The 17769-nt window shown below is 35.1% G+C and carries 20 protein-coding genes; 12 read left to right on the top strand and 8 right to left on the bottom strand.

The window, feature by feature from the left end:
- The first annotated feature begins 34 nt into the window (after nt 1-34).
- Both M0214_RS01420 and M0214_RS01415 read left to right on the top strand, forming a co-directional pair.
- Entirely contained in the window at nt 35-400 is a 366-nt protein-coding gene (locus M0214_RS01420; protein WP_248723695.1) for a hypothetical protein, read from the top strand.
- Nucleotides 401-508: 108 nt separating this feature from the next.
- Nucleotides 509-2128, top strand: coding sequence for a SulP family inorganic anion transporter (locus tag M0214_RS01415; protein ID WP_248723694.1), 1620 nt, complete (start codon nt 509-511; stop codon nt 2126-2128).
- A 53-nt stretch (nt 2129-2181) separates the two neighbouring features.
- Here the strand turns inward: M0214_RS01415 and M0214_RS01410 are convergent, their stop codons facing one another.
- Genes M0214_RS01410 through M0214_RS01395 form a run of 4 tightly spaced genes read right to left on the bottom strand, consistent with a single transcriptional unit; the run spans nt 2182 to nt 4553 of the window.
- Nucleotides 2182-2628, bottom strand: coding sequence for a HEAT repeat domain-containing protein (locus M0214_RS01410; RefSeq protein WP_248723693.1), 447 nt, complete (start codon nt 2626-2628; stop codon nt 2182-2184).
- Between the two features lie 57 nt (nt 2629-2685).
- Complete coding sequence (coaD, locus tag M0214_RS01405) at nt 2686-3141, bottom strand: pantetheine-phosphate adenylyltransferase (protein WP_248723692.1); 456 nt, start codon at nt 3139-3141, stop codon at nt 2686-2688.
- A gap of 41 nt (nt 3142-3182) precedes the next feature.
- On the bottom strand, nt 3183-3542 hold the full coding sequence (locus M0214_RS01400; protein WP_248723691.1) for a four helix bundle protein: 360 nt from the start codon (nt 3540-3542) through the stop codon (nt 3183-3185).
- 36 nt (nt 3543-3578) lie between these two features.
- On the bottom strand, nt 3579-4553 hold the full coding sequence (locus tag M0214_RS01395) for a D-alanine--D-alanine ligase (protein ID WP_248723690.1): 975 nt from the start codon (nt 4551-4553) through the stop codon (nt 3579-3581).
- 184 nt (nt 4554-4737) lie between these two features.
- On the opposite strand from M0214_RS01395, the gene M0214_RS01390 reads away from it, so the two are divergent.
- Both M0214_RS01390 and M0214_RS01385 read left to right on the top strand, forming a co-directional pair.
- A complete protein-coding gene (locus tag M0214_RS01390; RefSeq protein WP_248723689.1) occupies nt 4738-5298 on the top strand; it encodes a PASTA domain-containing protein in 561 nt (186 codons plus the stop codon).
- A 10-nt stretch (nt 5299-5308) separates the two neighbouring features.
- Nucleotides 5309-6346 (top strand): RluA family pseudouridine synthase, encoded by a 1038-nt coding sequence (locus tag M0214_RS01385; RefSeq protein ID WP_248723688.1) that lies wholly within the window; start codon nt 5309-5311, stop codon nt 6344-6346.
- A gap of 14 nt (nt 6347-6360) precedes the next feature.
- Here the strand turns inward: M0214_RS01385 and M0214_RS01380 are convergent, their stop codons facing one another.
- Entirely contained in the window at nt 6361-6954 is a 594-nt protein-coding gene (locus tag M0214_RS01380; protein WP_248723687.1) for a hypothetical protein, read from the bottom strand.
- 281 nt (nt 6955-7235) lie between these two features.
- Here M0214_RS01380 and yaaA point away from each other — a divergent pair, with 281 nt between their 5' ends.
- Together yaaA and M0214_RS01370 are read left to right on the top strand one after the other, a co-directional pair.
- Nucleotides 7236-7994, top strand: coding sequence for a peroxide stress protein YaaA (yaaA, locus tag M0214_RS01375; protein WP_248723686.1), 759 nt, complete (start codon nt 7236-7238; stop codon nt 7992-7994).
- A gap of 75 nt (nt 7995-8069) precedes the next feature.
- The gene (locus tag M0214_RS01370; protein ID WP_248723685.1) at nt 8070-8792 is read left to right on the top strand and encodes a hypothetical protein; all 723 of its coding nucleotides are present in this window, start codon (nt 8070-8072) and stop codon (nt 8790-8792) included.
- A gap of 30 nt (nt 8793-8822) precedes the next feature.
- On the opposite strand, the gene M0214_RS01365 is transcribed toward M0214_RS01370, so the two are convergent.
- Together M0214_RS01365 and M0214_RS01360 are read right to left on the bottom strand one after the other, a co-directional pair.
- Nucleotides 8823-9728, bottom strand: a complete 906-nt coding sequence (locus M0214_RS01365) for a DUF1080 domain-containing protein (protein WP_248723684.1) — start codon at nt 9726-9728, stop codon at nt 8823-8825.
- 75 nt (nt 9729-9803) lie between these two features.
- Entirely contained in the window at nt 9804-10457 is a 654-nt protein-coding gene (locus M0214_RS01360; RefSeq protein WP_248723683.1) for a YceI family protein, read from the bottom strand.
- 203 nt (nt 10458-10660) lie between these two features.
- Between M0214_RS01360 and M0214_RS01355 the strand changes: the two genes are divergently transcribed.
- From M0214_RS01355 to M0214_RS01330, 6 genes are all read left to right on the top strand, one after another.
- The gene (locus M0214_RS01355; protein ID WP_248723682.1) at nt 10661-11221 is read left to right on the top strand and encodes a nucleotide exchange factor GrpE; all 561 of its coding nucleotides are present in this window, start codon (nt 10661-10663) and stop codon (nt 11219-11221) included.
- 50 nt (nt 11222-11271) lie between these two features.
- On the top strand, nt 11272-12384 hold the full coding sequence (gene dnaJ / locus M0214_RS01350) for a molecular chaperone DnaJ (RefSeq protein WP_248723681.1): 1113 nt from the start codon (nt 11272-11274) through the stop codon (nt 12382-12384).
- A gap of 434 nt (nt 12385-12818) precedes the next feature.
- The gene (locus M0214_RS01345) at nt 12819-13745 is read left to right on the top strand and encodes an ABC transporter ATP-binding protein (RefSeq protein WP_248723680.1); all 927 of its coding nucleotides are present in this window, start codon (nt 12819-12821) and stop codon (nt 13743-13745) included.
- Nucleotides 13746-13747: 2 nt separating this feature from the next.
- A complete protein-coding gene (locus M0214_RS01340) occupies nt 13748-15058 on the top strand; it encodes an ABC transporter permease (protein WP_248723679.1) in 1311 nt (436 codons plus the stop codon).
- 1 nt (nt 15059) lies between these two features.
- Entirely contained in the window at nt 15060-15893 is an 834-nt protein-coding gene (locus M0214_RS01335; RefSeq protein WP_248723678.1) for a mechanosensitive ion channel family protein, read from the top strand.
- Between the two features lie 3 nt (nt 15894-15896).
- Nucleotides 15897-17063, top strand: coding sequence for a sigma-54 dependent transcriptional regulator (locus tag M0214_RS01330; protein WP_248723677.1), 1167 nt, complete (start codon nt 15897-15899; stop codon nt 17061-17063).
- Nucleotides 17064-17082: 19 nt separating this feature from the next.
- On the opposite strand, the gene M0214_RS01325 is transcribed toward M0214_RS01330, so the two are convergent.
- On the bottom strand, nt 17083-17733 hold the full coding sequence (locus tag M0214_RS01325) for a hypothetical protein (protein WP_248723676.1): 651 nt from the start codon (nt 17731-17733) through the stop codon (nt 17083-17085).
- Between the last annotated feature and the right edge of the window lie 36 nt (nt 17734-17769).

Below are 17769 nucleotides of genomic sequence, written 5' to 3'. Positions count from 1 at the left end.
TGGTTGTGATTTTTTAAATCTATAATATTTTATTTTGAAAAGTTATAAACTAACATTTGGAACCATAACAATTTTAAATGATTCTCTAGCTGAAGTCGTTGTAGACGAGGGGGTTGAGATGAATGAGGCTGATGTGAGCGAGTTTCATGATTTTCTACTGGAAGGACTTAAAGCGCCCTTTTCACTACTTATAAACAGAAAGCATTCCTATAGTTACACCTTTCAGGCACAACGCTTAATTGGTAAACTAGAAGAGATAAAAGCCATTGCAGTACTTATTGCTTCAAGCGGTGCATTAATGTCTACAGAAACCATTATAAACCTAAACACAGACAGTAACTGGAATATTTACGTATTCCAAGAACGAGAAAAAGCGCTCGACTGGATTTCAGAGCAGTAGTTACTCTGTTGAAATTCAAACGTTTTAGTGTTGTTCTTCATTGAATTATAGCAAATTACTTGCCTCTTCCTATATATCCGTTAAATTTGCACCTTCAAAAACGGAGTCATGACAGAGTTTATTAGAAAGCGTGCTAAAAACGCTAAGAACGATATTTTAAGTGGAGCGACAGTAGCTTTAGCCTTGGTGCCAGAAGCTGTAGCTTTTGCCTTTGTGGCTGGTGTAGATCCTTTAGTTGGGCTTTACGCAGCTTTTATGATTGGCCTTATAACATCTGTTTTTGGAGGACGACCAGGAATGATAAGTGGTGCTACAGGAGCTTTGGCAGTGGTGATGGTAAGTTTGGTTGCTGAAGGAAATGCTATGGGAGCTCCAGAGGAAAACTTAGGACTCTATTACTTGTTTGCTACTGTAATTCTAATGGGAATCATTCAGATTTTAGCTGGTGTTTTTAAGCTAGGTAAGTTTGTAAGGTTAATTCCGCATCCGGTTATGATGGGGTTTGTAAACGGACTGGCTATCGTAATTTTCTTGGCTCAACTAAAGATGTTTAGAGATGCTGATGGTGCTTTCTTTACAGGTTCTGAACTATGGACTATGTTAGGATTAGTGGGACTTACCATGCTTATTATGTTTGGTTTACCTAAGTTTAAGGTTACTAAAAAATTACCTGAGGCTTTAATTGGAATTTTGGTAGTTTCGGCTATTGTTATTTTCGGAAAACTAGATGTGGCTACCGTTGGTAGTTTTATTAGAGATGGTGGCGGTGAAGGACTTAAAGGTGGCTTGCCTCAATTTCAAACCGATATTTTTAGCAAAGTGCCTTTCAATCTTCAGACCTTATGGTTTATAGGACCTTATGCAGTTATTTTAGCTGCCATTGGTTTAATTGAGTCTTTAATGACCTTAAACCTGGTAGATGAACTTACCGAAACTAGAGGTAATGCCAATAGAGAATGTATGGCTCAAGGTGGTGCTAATATTTTAACCGGTTTTTTTGGAGGAATGGGTGGTTGTGCCATGATTGGTCAATCTATCATCAATATTAAAGGTGGTGGTCGTGGTAGACTTTCTGGTATTGTAGCTGCTGTTCTTTTGTTAATATTTATCCTTTTTGCATCAACATACATAGAGCAGATTCCTATTGCAGCATTAGTAGGCGTAATGTTCATGGTGGTTGTCGGGACATTTGCTTGGAGTAGTTTTAGGATTTTAAGAAAGATTCCAATTACAGATGCTGTGGTTTTAATTGCTGTATCGTTAATTACCGTTTGGAAAGATTTAGCAGTAGCAGTTATTGCTGGTGTTATAATAAGTGCTTTGGTGTTTTCATGGGAGAATGCTAAACGAATTAGAGCGCGTAAGCGTATGAGAGAAGATGGTACTAAAGTTTATGAAATTTGGGGGCCTTTATTTTTTGGTTCGATAAAAGCGTTTAACGAAAAGTTTGATGCTAAGAACGATCCTGAAAAAGTTGAAATTGATTTTGTAGAATCTCGGGTTAGTGACCATTCTGCTATCGAGGCCATATTTAATTTAGTGAATAAATACGAAGCTGAAGGCAAATCCATTAAATTGAAGCATTTAAGTGAAGATTGTAAAGTCTTACTATATAAATCCAGCCCAAAATTCAGAGAAGTAATTGAAGAAGATATTGATGACCCTCGCTACCATTTAGCCGAAAACCCTGAGGCTTTTACCAAAGGGCTTTCTGAATATAAATTGTAGGTTTTTAAGACCCAAGACCCAACAATAAATTTGAGTTTTTCAAAATTGGATATCTATCGTATGGGTTTTTTTAATTGCTCTTTTACGCGATCAAAACTTTTTTTACTAGCGCGCTCCCAACGGTAAATTTTGTACTTTTTACCTTTGTTGGCCTCACGTTTGGCTTGTTTTTCACGTTGTAGTTTTACCCAATCAAAACGTTTTTTGATGATAGTTGTCCCTAGTTCGTCTTGGCACCCAATTTTTTCTAAAGCGTTTAGTACAGCAATAGAAACATTTTGAACATTATCATTAATCTTCTTAAATAAAGCAGGTATAGACGATTCATAGCCTAGTTCACCTAAAGTATCTGCAGCTAACTTTCTAGTTTTATAGTTTCCGTTTTCTAGAGCAAATTCAATTCGGTTTACATACCCACATAGTTTCCAGGTATCAAACGTCTTTGCAGACGGCTGAACCAAATTAAATCGAAAAAGAAAAAATGTGATATGATTTAACATGAGCTATTATTCTTACTTTATAAGTGTATAAAAAGCTCAAAATGTTACACGAATATTTTAACGAACTCTTACGCTATCTGGTACCAACTTAGTATAATCCCCATTATTTCTAATTACATCCCTAACGATTGAGGAGGCGATATAAGAGGTGTCGGCTGATGTTAATAAAAACACGGTTTCTATAGGAGCAAGGTCTCTGTTGGTATGGGCTATGGCTTTTTCAAATTCAAAATCGGCAGGATTTCTCAACCCTCGCAATATAAATTCTACACCAATATCTTTGCAAAAATCTACTGTAAGTCCTTCGTAAGTAACCACCTTTACTTTAGGTTCATCGACAAAAGCCTGTTCTATAAAAGCCTTACGTTCCTCAAGCGAGAACATATATTTTTTGTCGGCATTAACACCAATGGCAACAATAAGTTCATCAAAAAGGGTAACACCACGTTTTATAATATCGTAATGGCCTAAGGTTAACGGATCAAAAGATCCTGGGAAAATTGCTCGTTTCATCTTCTTAGATACAAGATTAATTGATTCAAGAAACAAGATAATCAATTATCTAGTTTGTTAATGAAATTGGAAATTTTTTGTTGTAATTTTTTGATTTTAGTTTCAAAATCTTCAAATGTTGTCTGCTCAAGGAATCCTAAATTATTACAGACTATCATTTGAGTTTCCCATTCGAAAGCAGAACCTAAACTATCTTCTAAGAATTTGATAAAATGCTTGTCACTTCTTTTACTGGTGCCCTCGGCGATATTAGATGCTATGGAGACAGAGCATCTATTCAGTTGACTTCTCAAACCAAACTTTTCGTAATCTGGTAAAGTTGAAGTGAATTTGTAAGTTTCCGAAATAAGTACAATACTTTCCTGCCAAATCTGTAAGTTTTTGAAATTATGTCTTTTCATGTCTCTGGTTCCTGTTTCAAAAAGTCATGTTTCTATTTATCTGAGGGCTTCCTTAATAGCATTATCAAATAAGTCTGCTAAAGAAATGCCCGCTTCTGCTGCTTGTTGTGGCAAGATACTTTCTTTGGTAAGTCCGGGAACGGTATTCACTTCCAATAAATGCGGTTCTCCATCTTTAAAGATATATTCACTTCTGGAGAATCCTGTCATTTTCAGGGTTTCGTAAACTTTCTTTGCAATGGTTTTCACTTTTTCTTCTTCCTCAAGAGTTAATCTGGCTGGAGTTATTTCTTGAGACTTTCCTAGATATTTGGCTTCATAATCAAAGAAATCATTTTCACTAACAATTTCAGTAATTGGGAGTACTTTGGTTTCTCCTTTATAGCTAATTACACCTACCGATACCTCGGTACCATCAAGGAAGGATTCAATGATGATTTCATCATCTTCTTTAAAGGAAACATCAATAGCATTTTGAAGATCATCTTTTTTATGGACTTTACTCACCCCAAAACTACTTCCGGCTTTATTGGCTTTTACAAAACAAGGTAAGCCTACTTTTTCAATTATAGCATTTTCATTAATAGTGTCACCTAAATTGAGGTAAAACGACTCAGCTGTTTTTATGCCGTATGGTTTTAATATGCTTAAACAATCTCGCTTATTGAAAGTAACCGAGGCTTGATACATGGCGCAGCTTGTGTGTGGAATGCCCAAGAGTTCAAAATAAGCCTGCATATAGCCATCTTCGCCGGGTGAACCATGTATGGCGTTGAACACACAATCGAAAGTAATATGTTCATCATTAACCTTAACCGAAAAATTATTTTTATCTACTGGATATTCGGTATCATTATCATCAACATAAACCCATTTATCTTTAAAAATATGAATACGGTAGCAGTTGTATTTTGAATAATCTAGGGTTTCGTAAACCACATTTCCGCTTTTTAATGAGATTTTGTACTCACTAGAATACCCGCCCATGATAATGGCTATATTTTTTTTCATTTTCCTTGAAATAATTTCTGGTTAATCTAAAACCTACAATATTCCGTATGTATTATAGATAAGCTAAAGTATTACATATATTGTAAAGGAGAAAGGAGTTCGTTTTAATATATTTTTCATTTGGTTTTCACTGCGTTTTTAAATAAAAAAAATGATTTACTTTTGTGAATCGAAAATCCCGCCTATGAGCTTTGTAAAATTCCTAATCAGTAAAACGTTTTTTAAACAAGTCGCCCTAGCTATTGTGGCAGTGGTAGTTTTATGCTTTTTAATGTTATGGTGGTTAAAAGGATACACCAATCATGGCGATTTCGAAACCGTTCCAGATTTAAAAGGAAAATCGATTAGTGTCGTCCAAATGGAATTAGATGATAATAATTTGGTGATGCAAATTCAGGATTCGGCCAATTTTAATCCTGATTATCCTAAGTTTTCGGTCATTGAGCAAGATCCTGCAGCGGGTGCTCAAGTAAAAGAAAATAGAAAAATCTACTTAACGTTAAACCCTTCAGGATACAGAAAAATAGAAGTGCCAGATTTAAGGGAACGCACCTTTAGACAGGCCAAACCAAATTTAGAAGCCTTAGAGTTTAGGGTGGGTAAGATTACTTATGAAGATAACATAGGTAAAGATTTGGTCCTAAAAATGTACCATAAAGGAAAATTGCTACAACGTGGTGATAAGCTCTCTAAAACATCGGTAATCGATTTGGTACTTGGTAACGGAAAACGTCCAAGAAATTAAGATCAATTTAATGGACGACTATACGCCACAACTTCCTGCGGAAGATAATCTTTACGAACACCATGCGTTTACGGTAGGTAAAGGGCAAGCGCCGTTGCGTATCGATAAATACCTTATGAATTTTATCGAGAACGTGAACCGCAGTAAAATACAAACGGCTGCCAAAGACGGCGGGCTTCTTGTTAACGATACTCCTGTTAAAGCTAGTTATAAGGTTAAGCCAGATGACGAAATTAAGGTCATGTTCAAGCATCCAACTTACGAAGGTTTGTTGATTGGTGAAGACATTCCTTTAGATGTGGTTTATGAAGATGATGAATTATTGGTAGTCAATAAACCAGCAGGAATGGTCGTACACCCTGGGCATGGAAACTATTCGGGGACATTAATTAATGCTTTGATACACAGGTTTGATAACCTTCCTAATAATTCTAGTGACAGGCCAGGCTTAGTGCATCGAATCGATAAAGATACTAGCGGACTTTTAGTAGTTGCCAAGACCGAAAATGCCATGAATCATTTGTCGGCTCAGTTTGCTGCAAAAACCAGCGAACGCGAATATGTAGCTTTGGTTTGGGGCAATATTGAAGACGATGAAGGTACCGTTGAAGGCAATATTGGTAGACACCCTAAAAACCGATTACAAAACACTGTTTTTTTAGGCGATGAAGCCGAAAAGGGTAAACCGGCCGTTACGCATTACAAAGTTTTGGAGCGATTGGGCTACGTTACCTTGGTGTCCTGTAAATTGGAAACAGGGCGTACACACCAAATTCGTGTACATATGAAACACATTGGGCACACCTTATTTAACGATGAGCGTTACGGTGGCGAAAAGATTTTAAAAGGCACGACGTTTACTAAATACAAACAGTTTGTAGAAAACTGTTTTAAAATATTGCCTCGCCAAGCACTACACGCCAAAACCTTGGGTTTTGAACATCCTTTAACAGGTAAGTTTATGCGTTTTACCTCAGATATTCCAGAAGATATGGTGCAGTGTATCGAAAAGTGGCGTGGGTATTCTAAGCATCAAGAAAAACTTTAGTTTTTAAACGTTGTTTACAGTCGTATTAAATCAACGGTATTGGATTCTTTAATTACAATTTCCCAACCTTTATCGATAATATCATTATTCTTAATTTCAATAGAAACATGATTGTTGCTCCATTTGTTATTACTGAAGTACTTAAGTTTGGTTATTATGGAGTTTTTATCTTCTGGCACACTTGGTTGAATGGTTAATGTTTCGCTATCATTAGCTGCTAGAGTATTGGTGAATTTTGTAGCGCCATAGGGGTAAGATATGGTGAATTCTGAAATATCGTAAGCAGTATCATTAACAAGGCAAAGTCTAATATTGTTTTTGTTTTTAATAGCCGTAGTCTTTAAATTCCCAAAAAGGAAAAGCCCACCTATTAGACACACTGCTTTTAAGCTGGATTTTCTAAACCCTTTTGAAAATCCAAAATCCCTTATATAAGAAACGAATAAAACGATAAACGATAAAACCAATACTAGGAACAATACATTGAAAATTAGATAACCAAATCTGAAATAAGGGCTTGTAAAAGCATTAAGAGTAAAAAGTAGGATACCAATACCTAATAATATTTTAAGAGAGGGGTAGAATATTTTTTTAGCAATTTTTTTCATTGAGGGATTTTAAATTAAAACTATTAAATATAAATATGCAGAAGTTTTATTTGAATTGATTCTATCACTATGTGATGATTTCGTCTGAATTTTTTAATTGTTTAATTGAATATTTTAAGTTTGCATCTTGAGAGAAAGATTAATTTTTTTTGCAAATTTAGGTGAAAATATCTACAAAATAAAGCGGTTAATTCTTGTTTTCAAAAGTTGTTAAGTAATCGTAACTTTGATTGAAAAATTTATGTTTTCGTTTTAACGGATATGTAAAAGAAAATCAATATATGAAACTAGTACTATCACCCGCCAAGTCACTCGATTTTGAAAGTGAACTACCTACCACATTACATACAGAACCTTTGTTTTTAAAACAATCGGAGCGTTTAAATAAATTGCTTAAAAAGAAATCTGCTAAGAGTTTATCAAAGCTCATGAGTATTTCGGATGCTTTAGGGCAATTAAATTATGAACGTAATCAGACATGGAGTTTACCTTTTACAAGCGATAATGCAAGACCAGCGGTTTATGCTTTTAGTGGTGATGTATATAGAGGTTTGGATGCCTACACCATTCCGCAGGATAAACTGGATAAATTACAACAAACTGTGCGTATCCTTTCGGGTTTGTACGGGGTTTTAAAACCAACAGATTTAATACAGCCTTACCGTTTGGAAATGGGCACGAAGTTTCCCGTTGGTGTAAAAAAGAATCTCTACGAGTTTTGGAAAAAAACAGTGACCGATGCCTTAAACGATGAGCTGGAAGATGATGAACTTTTTCTAAACCTCGCCAGTAACGAATACTTTAAGGCTATTGATAAAAAGGCTTTAAAAGTGCCGGTGATTACCGCTAATTTTAAAGATTTTAAAAATGGTGAATATAAAATGATTTCGTTTTTTGCAAAGGCGGCAAGAGGTATGATGGCACGATATATTGTAGACACTAACGCCAATACCATAGATGATATTAAAGGTTTTAATTACGAAGGCTATGGTTTTAGTGAAGATATGTCCTCTGATACCGAACTGGTATTTATACGCTAATTAACCGTCATTCTTAATGTCGTGCTGAGCGCAGTCGAAGTACATGTTAAAGGCTGAGTTTTTCAGAAAACATATATGCTATACTATTTAATTATTGCTTTACAAGGTTTCTGTATTTATCATGTTATTAAATACAGAAATCAGTATTACTGGATATTTCTGATCTTGTTTCTGCCCGCTATAGGTTGTCTTATATACTTGGTAACTCAGGTATATAATAAACGCGATGCTGAAAAAATTACCAGTGAGCTAACACATATTATCAACCCCACCAAGAAGATTAATGATTTAGAGAAACAATTGGAATTTTCAGATACCTATCAAAATCGTGTTAATCTAGCCGATGCTTATTTAGAACTAGGGGATAATCAAAATGCCATTAATCATTATAAAGAAGCGTTAGAGGGTAATTTTCAAAACGACTTTTATGTGATTAAGAACATGGTTGAGGCCTTTTATAACATAGAAGATTATAAAGGTGTTATACAATACGTGGAACCTATTAGGGCGCACAAGGAGTTTCTAAAGTCTAGAACCCAGTTTATTTATGGTTTGGCTTTAGAGAAAGAAGGAAAGCTGGAAGAGGCCGAGGCGAATTTAAAAAGTATAGATGTCCGTTTTTCATTTTACGACGAACGTTTGGTTTATGCTAAATTCTTGTTATCGCAAAATAAAACGGAAAAGGCCAAAGCGGTTTTGGAGTCTATTGCTTCAGAAGCACAACATATGACCAAAACCAACAAGCGCCTTTACAGACAGACGATTGTAGAAGTAGAAAAAATGATTGAGACTCTATAAGGTTTAGATTTTTACTTAACTGAAAATAATCTAGTATTTGCAGCTCTCTGGCTCATCCTTTACATAATAAGATTTGTAATTTTTGGCTTTCGGGTCCATGCAACCACAGAGGTCTAACAGTTTTATGTTTTTAAAATCTATAGGGCTGCTTTCGGCTTGTAGTGCTATATAGCCTTCGGTTAAAATAGTACCCTTTTTGGCGATCCAACTTTGTTTGTCTCTAATAATTTTATTTCGATCCCAATCTTTACCTTTTTCCCATTCAAAAGAGAAGCCACCATTAATTTGAGGTTTGTCGAATTTTAAAACAGAGGTGCCATTAACTAAAAACTCCATGTGTTCGCCGCCCATTATAGTGGCATCTACATGCACCCACTGATCACCATTAAAGGTTTTGGAGTTTGATCGTATACAATGCTCAAAATTGATGGTGTCTTTAAACATTACTGCTGTGCCGGGTGTACAAACGTTGGCAGTTTGTCGTTTACCATCATTGAGTCCACCAAGAAGTTGTAATTCTACAGATATGGGAAACGTTTGCCCAATTTCTACACTTTCTGCAGACTGGGAATGTAACATAATACCACTGTTTCTTACGTTCCAATGCGCGCCTCCGGGAGTTTGTTCTCCAATAAAACGGTAGTCGAAACTGATTTTGTAATAAGAATAAGGCGTTTTGTAATATAGGTGCCCAAACTTGTCATCGAAAGTGTCGTAGTTATCGTAGTTTACACGAATCATACTATCCTGAACAATAAAAGTTTCCTTATAATTGTCGTTTAATTCGTGACCAGAAATTTTAATATCCCAACCGCTTAAGTCTTTTCCATTAAACAAATTAATCCATGTTTCTTGATTGGGGTTAACAGGCTCGTTATCAGATTTGCATGAGTTGAAAAGTAAGGATAGGGATAAAATAAAAAGGAGTCGTTTCATAGTTGGAATTTATAATTAAAAACCACTTTATGCAAGATAAAGTGGTTTATAAGCCTTATATTATTTGCGTTAATACTATTTGGATGCTTTAACAGACACGGTTAATTCAATATCATCATTGATAAACTTATCTCCAAGGTTATCAAAAAACGATTTGGAGCCGTGTTTAACATCCCATTTAGAACGGTCTATCGTAAAAGTGTCACTTGTTAGTGTTAAGGTATTTCCTTCTGTACTAACACTTACTGGAAATGTGATATTATTGGTTTTTTCCTTAAGAGTTAGATTTCCAGAAAGCATCGTTTTTCCTTCACTATCTTCTACACCTGTGATTTCGAAAGTAGCAGTTGGGAATTTTTCAACATCAAAGAAATCAGGACTCTTTAAGTGTCCTACCAATTTGGCATTGCCTTTAGAGTCTGCTGGCAAGTCTAAGTTTACAATGGTGTTCATATCAATAGAAAAAGTTCCACTTGTAATTTTTCCATCAGAAACATCAAAAGCCCCGTTTGCAATATTAATAGTTCCGTTGTGTTTTCCTGTAGGCTTGAAGCCTTGCCAAGCAATAGAAGATTCGTAAATATTAACCGTAAATTTTTCAGAAGTAACTTCTGTAGTGGCAGTTGCTTCAGCTTCTTTAGTTTCGGCTTCTTTGGCTTTGTCTTTACAGTTAAAGACAAGAAGTGCTAAAACTACTAGAGCACAAATTGAAAAGCGATGTTTTTTCATAATTCTCATTTTTTTTTGGTTATTAATTTAATTTCAGTTTAGATGATACACCTTTACAGATGCAAACTAGTGTTATTACGTAAAGTTAACCATTTGGAATAACAAAAAAAATTAAAAAATAATTGATGACATTTTGACATTTTTATAATAATGGCAGTACTTTTGCCAACTAATTTCAAGAAAAGCTTAAATTAAATTTAGCGATGAGTAAAAAAGAAAAGAACGCAGATATAGAACAAGATCAAATTGATGCAACGCAAACCGAAACTGTTGAGATTGAAGAGCAAAAAGAGGCTTCAGTAGAAGAACAAACCGTAGAAGAAAAACTTCAAGAAGAAGTGAAGCAGGAAAAGGAGAAGTTTTTACGTCTTTTTGCAGAGTTTGAAAATTATAAAAAGAGAACTTCAAAAGAGCGTTTAGATTTGTTTAAAACTGCTAATGAAGAAGTTATGGTAGCTTTGTTACCAATTATTGATGATTTTGAACGTGCTTTAACACACATTGAAGAAGATAAAGAAGCAGAAGAACTCCGTAAAGGTGTAGTACTTATTTATCAAAAAATGTTATCTACTTTAGAGCAAAAGGGATTAACTGCTATTAAAGTTGAAAAAGGCGATGTGTTTAATGCAGACGACCACGAAGCGGTTACACAAATACCAGCACCAACCGAAGACCTAAAAGGAAAGATAATCGATGTCATTGAAAAGGGTTATAAGTTGGGAGAGAAAGTGATAAGGTTTCCTAAAGTGGTTATAGGACAGTAAAATAGTATTAATTAAAAAAAGCCCCTCATATTCTTAGGGGCGGGATGGGAATGGCAAAAAGAGATTATTACGAAGTTTTAGGGGTAAGTAAAGGAGCCAGCGCTTCAGAAATAAAAAAGGCCTATCGTAAAAAAGCGATAGAGTTTCATCCCGATAAAAACCCGGATGACAAAGACGCCGAAGCAAAATTTAAAGAAGCTGCCGAAGCTTACGAGGTATTAAGTGATGCCGATAAAAAAGCCCGTTACGACCAGTTTGGTCACCAAGCGTTTGAGAATGGTGGCGGATTTGGCGGCGGTGGCATGAATATGGACGATATATTCAGTCAGTTTGGTGATATCTTTGGTGGTGGCTTTGGTGGATTCTCTGGTTTTGGTGGCGGAGGCGGCCAACGTAGAGCAAAAGGAAGTAACCTTCGTATTCGCGTTAAGCTTACCCTTGAGGAAATCGCTAATGGTGTTGAGAAGAAGATAAAAGTAAAGCGCAAAATTAAGGCGCCAGGTACTACTTATAAAACTTGTTCTACTTGTAACGGTACAGGTCAGGTAACACGTATTGCCAATACCATTTTAGGAAGAATGCAAACCTCTTCGCCTTGTAACGTTTGTGGTGGAGCCGGAGAAGTAATAGATAAAAAACCTGCCGATGCAGATGCACAAGGTTTAAAGGTAGCTGAAGAAACGGTATCCATTAAGATTCCTGCAGGTGTTGTAGAAGGTATGCAGCTTAAAGTTTCTGGAAAAGGAAACGAGGCTCCAGGAAATGGTATAGCCGGAGATATATTGGTTGTTATAGAAGAGGAAATACACGATAAATTGCAGCGTGAGGGTGATAATTTGCATTACGATTTGTATGTGAGTTATCCTGATGCGGTATTGGGTACCTCTAAAGAAATAGATACCGTAACTGGTAAAGTGCGTATTAAAGTAGAAGCAGGAGTGCAGTCTGGTAAAATATTACGCTTACGCGGAAAAGGTATTCCTAGTATTAATGGATATGGTAAGGGCGATTTACTGGTACATGTAAATGTCTGGACACCAAAAACCTTAAATAAACAGCAGAAAGCATTTTTTGAAAGTATGCGAGAAGACGAACATTTTGAGCCAAAACCAGAAAGTTCTGATAAATCTTTTTTTGAGAAAGTAAAAGATATGTTTTCCTGATTACATCGGGGTTTACGTAAATATCAACCCGTCTTACAAAAACCATTCAACAATTTAAAATGTAAGTTATCGGGCATAAATGTTAAAAGTATTGAAAAAAGAATTATATTTGAAGTATCACTAATTAACGTTAGTGGTAATTTTTCTTTTTCATAGCAATTTTTTTCCCATCCTTAATCTTTTGTTTTAAGGATGGGTTTTGTTTTTTAATAAAACCCATTTTTGATGAACCTTTTTAGGCAAACCTAAGGTTGTTGTTGGTTGATTAAATTTAGAAGTGTTTCGGAGTCTGTCCTCTGTTTTTCAACATGTAAACTGAATTGTGCAAATATCATGTTGAATTTCATTTTCAATAGTTAACAAAATGTAACTATTCCTTGAGGTCTGATACAAACTTTAATATATTTACGAATTATCTAGACAGTTTTTAACGTATGAGCAACTTATTGGAAGTTCATGAGGTCTCTAAGAATTTTGGAGATTTTAAGGCCCTAAATAATGTGTCTTTAACGGTACCAAAAGGAAGTATTTTTGGGCTTTTGGGACCTAACGGCGCAGGGAAGACCACATTAATTCGTGTAATCAATCAAATAACTATGCCCGATGCAGGTTCTGTTATTTTGGACGGCGAATCCCTTCACCCGTCACATATAAAAGATATTGGCTATTTACCAGAGGAACGCGGTTTATATAAATCCATGAAGGTTGGTGAACAGGCACTGTATTTAGCCCAATTAAAAGGACTCAACAAAACTGAAGCTAGGGAGCGTCTAAAATACTGGTTCGATAGGTTGGAGATTGGAGATTGGTGGAATAAAAAAATACAAGAGCTTTCAAAAGGAATGGCGCAAAAAATACAGTTTGTGGTTACTGTTTTACATAATCCAAAATTACTGATTTTTGATGAACCTTTTTCGGGCTTCGACCCCATCAATGCCAACCTAATAAAGGATGAAATTTTACATCTTCGAGAACAAGGGGCTACAGTTATTTTTTCTACACACCGTATGGAATCCGTTGAAGAGTTATGCGATGATATTGCTCTAATAAACAAGTCTAACAAAATTTTAGAAGGTAAACTCACCGATATAAAAAGACAGTTTAAAACCAATACATTCGAGGTAGGTTTGGAAACACAAAATCAATCTGAATTAAGAAATCGTTTGGATGATAAATTTTCAGTCTCAGAAGCTAATTTCAAATCGTTGAACGATGATTTAAAACTTAATATTAAAATAGCAGAGCATCAGTCTGCACAGGATCTTATTGCGTTTTTAAATCAGCAAGCTTATATCAATCATTTCGTAGAGGTGATTCCTAGTGCCAATGATATTTTTATTCAAACTATTAAGAATAACTAGCCATGAACCATCTTCCATTAATTATAAAGCGTGAGTATTTAACCAAGGTTAAAAACAAATCGTTTATAGTCATGACGATATTAAGTCCTATTATCATGATAGTACTTATCGCTGTAATTGCATATTTAACTAATCTCAATAGTGAAAAGGTTAGAACCATTTCTGTTCTTGATGAATCAGGTTTAGTTAAAGACGTTTTTAAAAGTACAGAGAAAACCACCTATGATGTGTTAAATGGTGTTTCGTTAGAAGTCGCTAAACGCATCGTTGAAGAAACATCTAATTATGGATTACTGTACATAGAAAAGTTTGAAAGTTTAGATGATGCTTCGAGGTCTGTTAAATTTTATTCGAAAGAACCTCCATCGTTATCGGTTATAACTGATTTAGAATCAAAATTAGAAAAACGATTTACCAATCTAAAACTCGAAGCTGCAGCTATTGATGTTAAAATAATAGCGCAATCTAAAGTAAGCGTAAATATTGGTCAAGAGAATTTTTCGGGACAAGAATCCTCTAAAAGCGATAGTGTATTTAAGTTGATTTTTGGTTGTACGGCTGGTTATCTTCTATTCATGTTTATCATTATCTATGGTAATATGATAATGCGTAGTGTTATAGAGGAAAAAACCAGTAGAATTATTGAGGTTATCATCTCTTCTGTAAAACCAGTGCAGCTTATGCTTGGCAAAATTATAGGAACTTCTTTGGCTGGAATCACTCAATTTGTAATTTGGGTTGTTTTTGGAGGATTGTTAATGACGGTCGTTTCATTGGTGTTGGGAATTAGTTTAATGGACGCTACACCCCAACAGGAAATTATTGAAATGGCAACTCAAACTAAAGGCACCGAGTACTATTTTGGGTTATTAAAAGAGGCTTTAGCTAATATGCCTCTAATAAACCTAATAGTGGCCTTTATATTTTTCTTTATTGGAGGATACTTACTGTATAGTTCGCTATACGCTGCAATAGGTGCTGCTGTTGATAACGAAACCGATACACAACAGTTTATGTTACCTATTTTAATGCCTTTAATACTAGCTGTTTATATTGGTATTTTTACTGTAATAGAAGATCCTCACGGTACAGTTTCTACGGTGTTTTCGTTTGTTCCATTAACATCTCCTGTAGTTATGTTAATGCGTATCCCTTTTGGGGTACCTATCTGGCAACAGCTATTAGCACTATTCATTTTAATAGGAACTTTTATGCTCACGGTTTGGTTTGCTGCCAAAATATACAGAGTGGGTATTTTAATGTATGGTAAAAAACCGAGTTACAAAGAATTAATTAAGTGGATTAAATATTAATATGGAAGAGGTCACTGAATTTTGGGGTAAACAAATTCCTTTTTTAGGGGAGTCAATCAACATTACTTATGGAGCATTAATAATTGTTGTTGGGGTATTGTTTCTTACACATATCGTTTTAAAGTTTATTAGGATTTTTGTAACCAGAAGACTGGATGAGGCCGATAAATTTAGATTTAGAGCTGTCTTTTCCTTCTTGAAATATATTATTTTCTGTGTGGTTATTGTGGTGGCCTTAGACTCTTCTGGTGTTAAAGTAACAGCCATATTAGCTGCTTCCACTGCGCTTTTCGTTGGTATTGGACTTGGTATGCAGAAGTTGTTTCAAGATATAATTTCGGGAGTTTTTATTTTAATAGATAGAACCGTTGCGATTAATGATGTTATTGAGATTCAAGGAAAAGTAGGCAAGGTAACTGCGATAAGTTTGAGAACAACCAAAGCTATAACTAATGATGATAAAACTCTGGTCATTCCCAATCATAAGTTTTTGTCTGAGATATTATACAACTGGACACAGAATACTGTAGTGACCAGGGAATTTGTTGAGGTTGGGGTTGCTTATGGCACAGATGTTGATCTGGTAAGAGCATTATTGTTAGGCATTGCAGTTCAAGAAGCTGCAATTTTAAATGAGCCTGAACCTATAGTGCTATTTGAAAATTTTGGGGATAGTGCTCTTGTGTTTAAGTTACATTTCTATATTAGCGATAGTTTTAACGTACCGCTTATAAAGAGTGATTTACGTTATAGTATAAACAAAACGTTTAAAGAAAATAATATTAAAATACCATTTCCACAGAGGGATGTGTATTTATATAATCAAAACCAATAAAGCATGTCTAAAAAAATACTTGTAATAGAAGACGAAGCTGCCATTAGAAGGGTACTTGTTAAGATTCTTTCAGAAGAAAGTGAAGATTATCAAGTTGATGAATCTGAAGATGGTTTGGCCGGTACAGAAAAAATAAAAAAAGAAGATTTTGACTTGGTGCTCTGTGATATAAAAATGCCAAAAATGGATGGTGTTGAAGTATTGGAAGCCATAAAAAAGATAAAACCTGAGATACCTGTAGTTATGATTTCCGGGCATGGCGATTTAGATACAGCTGTGAATACGATGCGTTTAGGTGCCTTTGATTATATTTCTAAACCACCAGACTTAAATCGTTTGTTAAACACGGTTAGAAATGCTTTGGATCGTAAGGAGCTTGTTGTTGAAAATAAGATTCTAAAGAAAAAGGTTAGTAAGAAGTATGAAATGGTTGGAGAGAGCGAAGGCATTTCACAAATTAAAGATATTATTGAAAAAGTAGCGCCTACTGATGCTAGGGTGTTAATTACCGGTCCAAATGGAACCGGTAAAGAAATAGTTGCTCATTGGTTACACGAAAAAAGTGAACGCTCAAAAGGAAATATGATTGAGGTGAACTGTGCTGCGATACCAAGTGAATTGATAGAAAGTGAATTGTTCGGGCATGTTAAAGGTGCTTTTACCAGTGCTAATAAAGATAGAGCAGGAAAATTTGAAGCTGCCAATGGTGGTACGATTTTCTTAGATGAAATTGGCGATATGAGCCTGTCCGCCCAAGCTAAGGTTCTCAGGGCCTTGCAGGAAAATAAGATTCAGCGCGTAGGTAGTGATAAAGACATTAAGGTGAATGTTCGCGTAATTGCAGCAACCAATAAAGACTTAAAAAAGGAAATAGCCGATGGCAAGTTCCGCGAGGATTTGTATCACAGATTAGCAGTTATCTTGATTAAAGTACCGGCATTAAATGATAGACGTGATGATATTCCAATGTTGGTCAATCATTTTGCTGCTAAAATTGCTGGAGAGCAGGGCACGGTAGCTAAATCGTTTTCAGATAAGGCTATTAAATTACTTCAAGACTACGACTGGACAGGTAATATTAGAGAACTAAGAAACGTAGTAGAAAGGTTGATAATCCTTGGTGGAAACGAAGTAAGTGAACAAGATGTAAATCTCTTTGCGGCAAAATAAGTTTATCTAGTCTTTTTAATTAGTAGTTATTCAGTTTAGCTAAATAAGAATTTGTAATGTTTTTAATATTTACCATATAGTAAGCTTTAATTTCATTGATGCTTTTGCTAAGCAGGATTTCTTTATCTGTATCATCTTTTTTGACTTTCAGATCGCTTCCATAAAGCTTTAATAACTCATTGTAAGTTTTAATATTTAAGGCTATGGTTTCCTCGTATTGTTTTATTAGCTTTTCTTTTTCTAAAATATTATTTGGTTTATCGTTGCTTTCAATATTTAACTTTTCAGCTACTGTAGAATCTTTTTTGGTTGTAAATTCATTTAATGCTGTAATGCCTTTTTGAGCAATTTCTTTTATTCGTTTTACATAGAAGCGTCCATCTTCATAGGTGTGTTGATTCTCAACTTTATTCAATAAGTCAATAGCATCGTATGCTAAGTTATAGGCTGTTTCACAGCCACATATTTTTAGGTTGTCCTTAGCTTCCTTAAAAGAGGTCAATGATTTTTTTGAATAAAACTTTAAGTGATCTATGTTATTGGCCTCATAAGCCGATTTTATATTTGAGTAAGCATATATAAGATTAGAGTCGGCATCCATGCATTTGTCCTGTGAAAAAATCTGTAAGAAGGATAATAAGGTGATTAGAGGAAAAAGGTTTTTTTTCATCGTATTTGGGGTTGGTTGGTTTTTTGTAGGTAATTC

It is taken from the genome of Seonamhaeicola sp. ML3 (assembly GCF_023273855.1).
Lineage (GTDB): Bacteria > Bacteroidota > Bacteroidia > Flavobacteriales > Flavobacteriaceae > Seonamhaeicola.
Note: the sequence above shows the minus strand (reverse complement) of the source record. Positions and strands in the feature narration are given on the sequence as shown.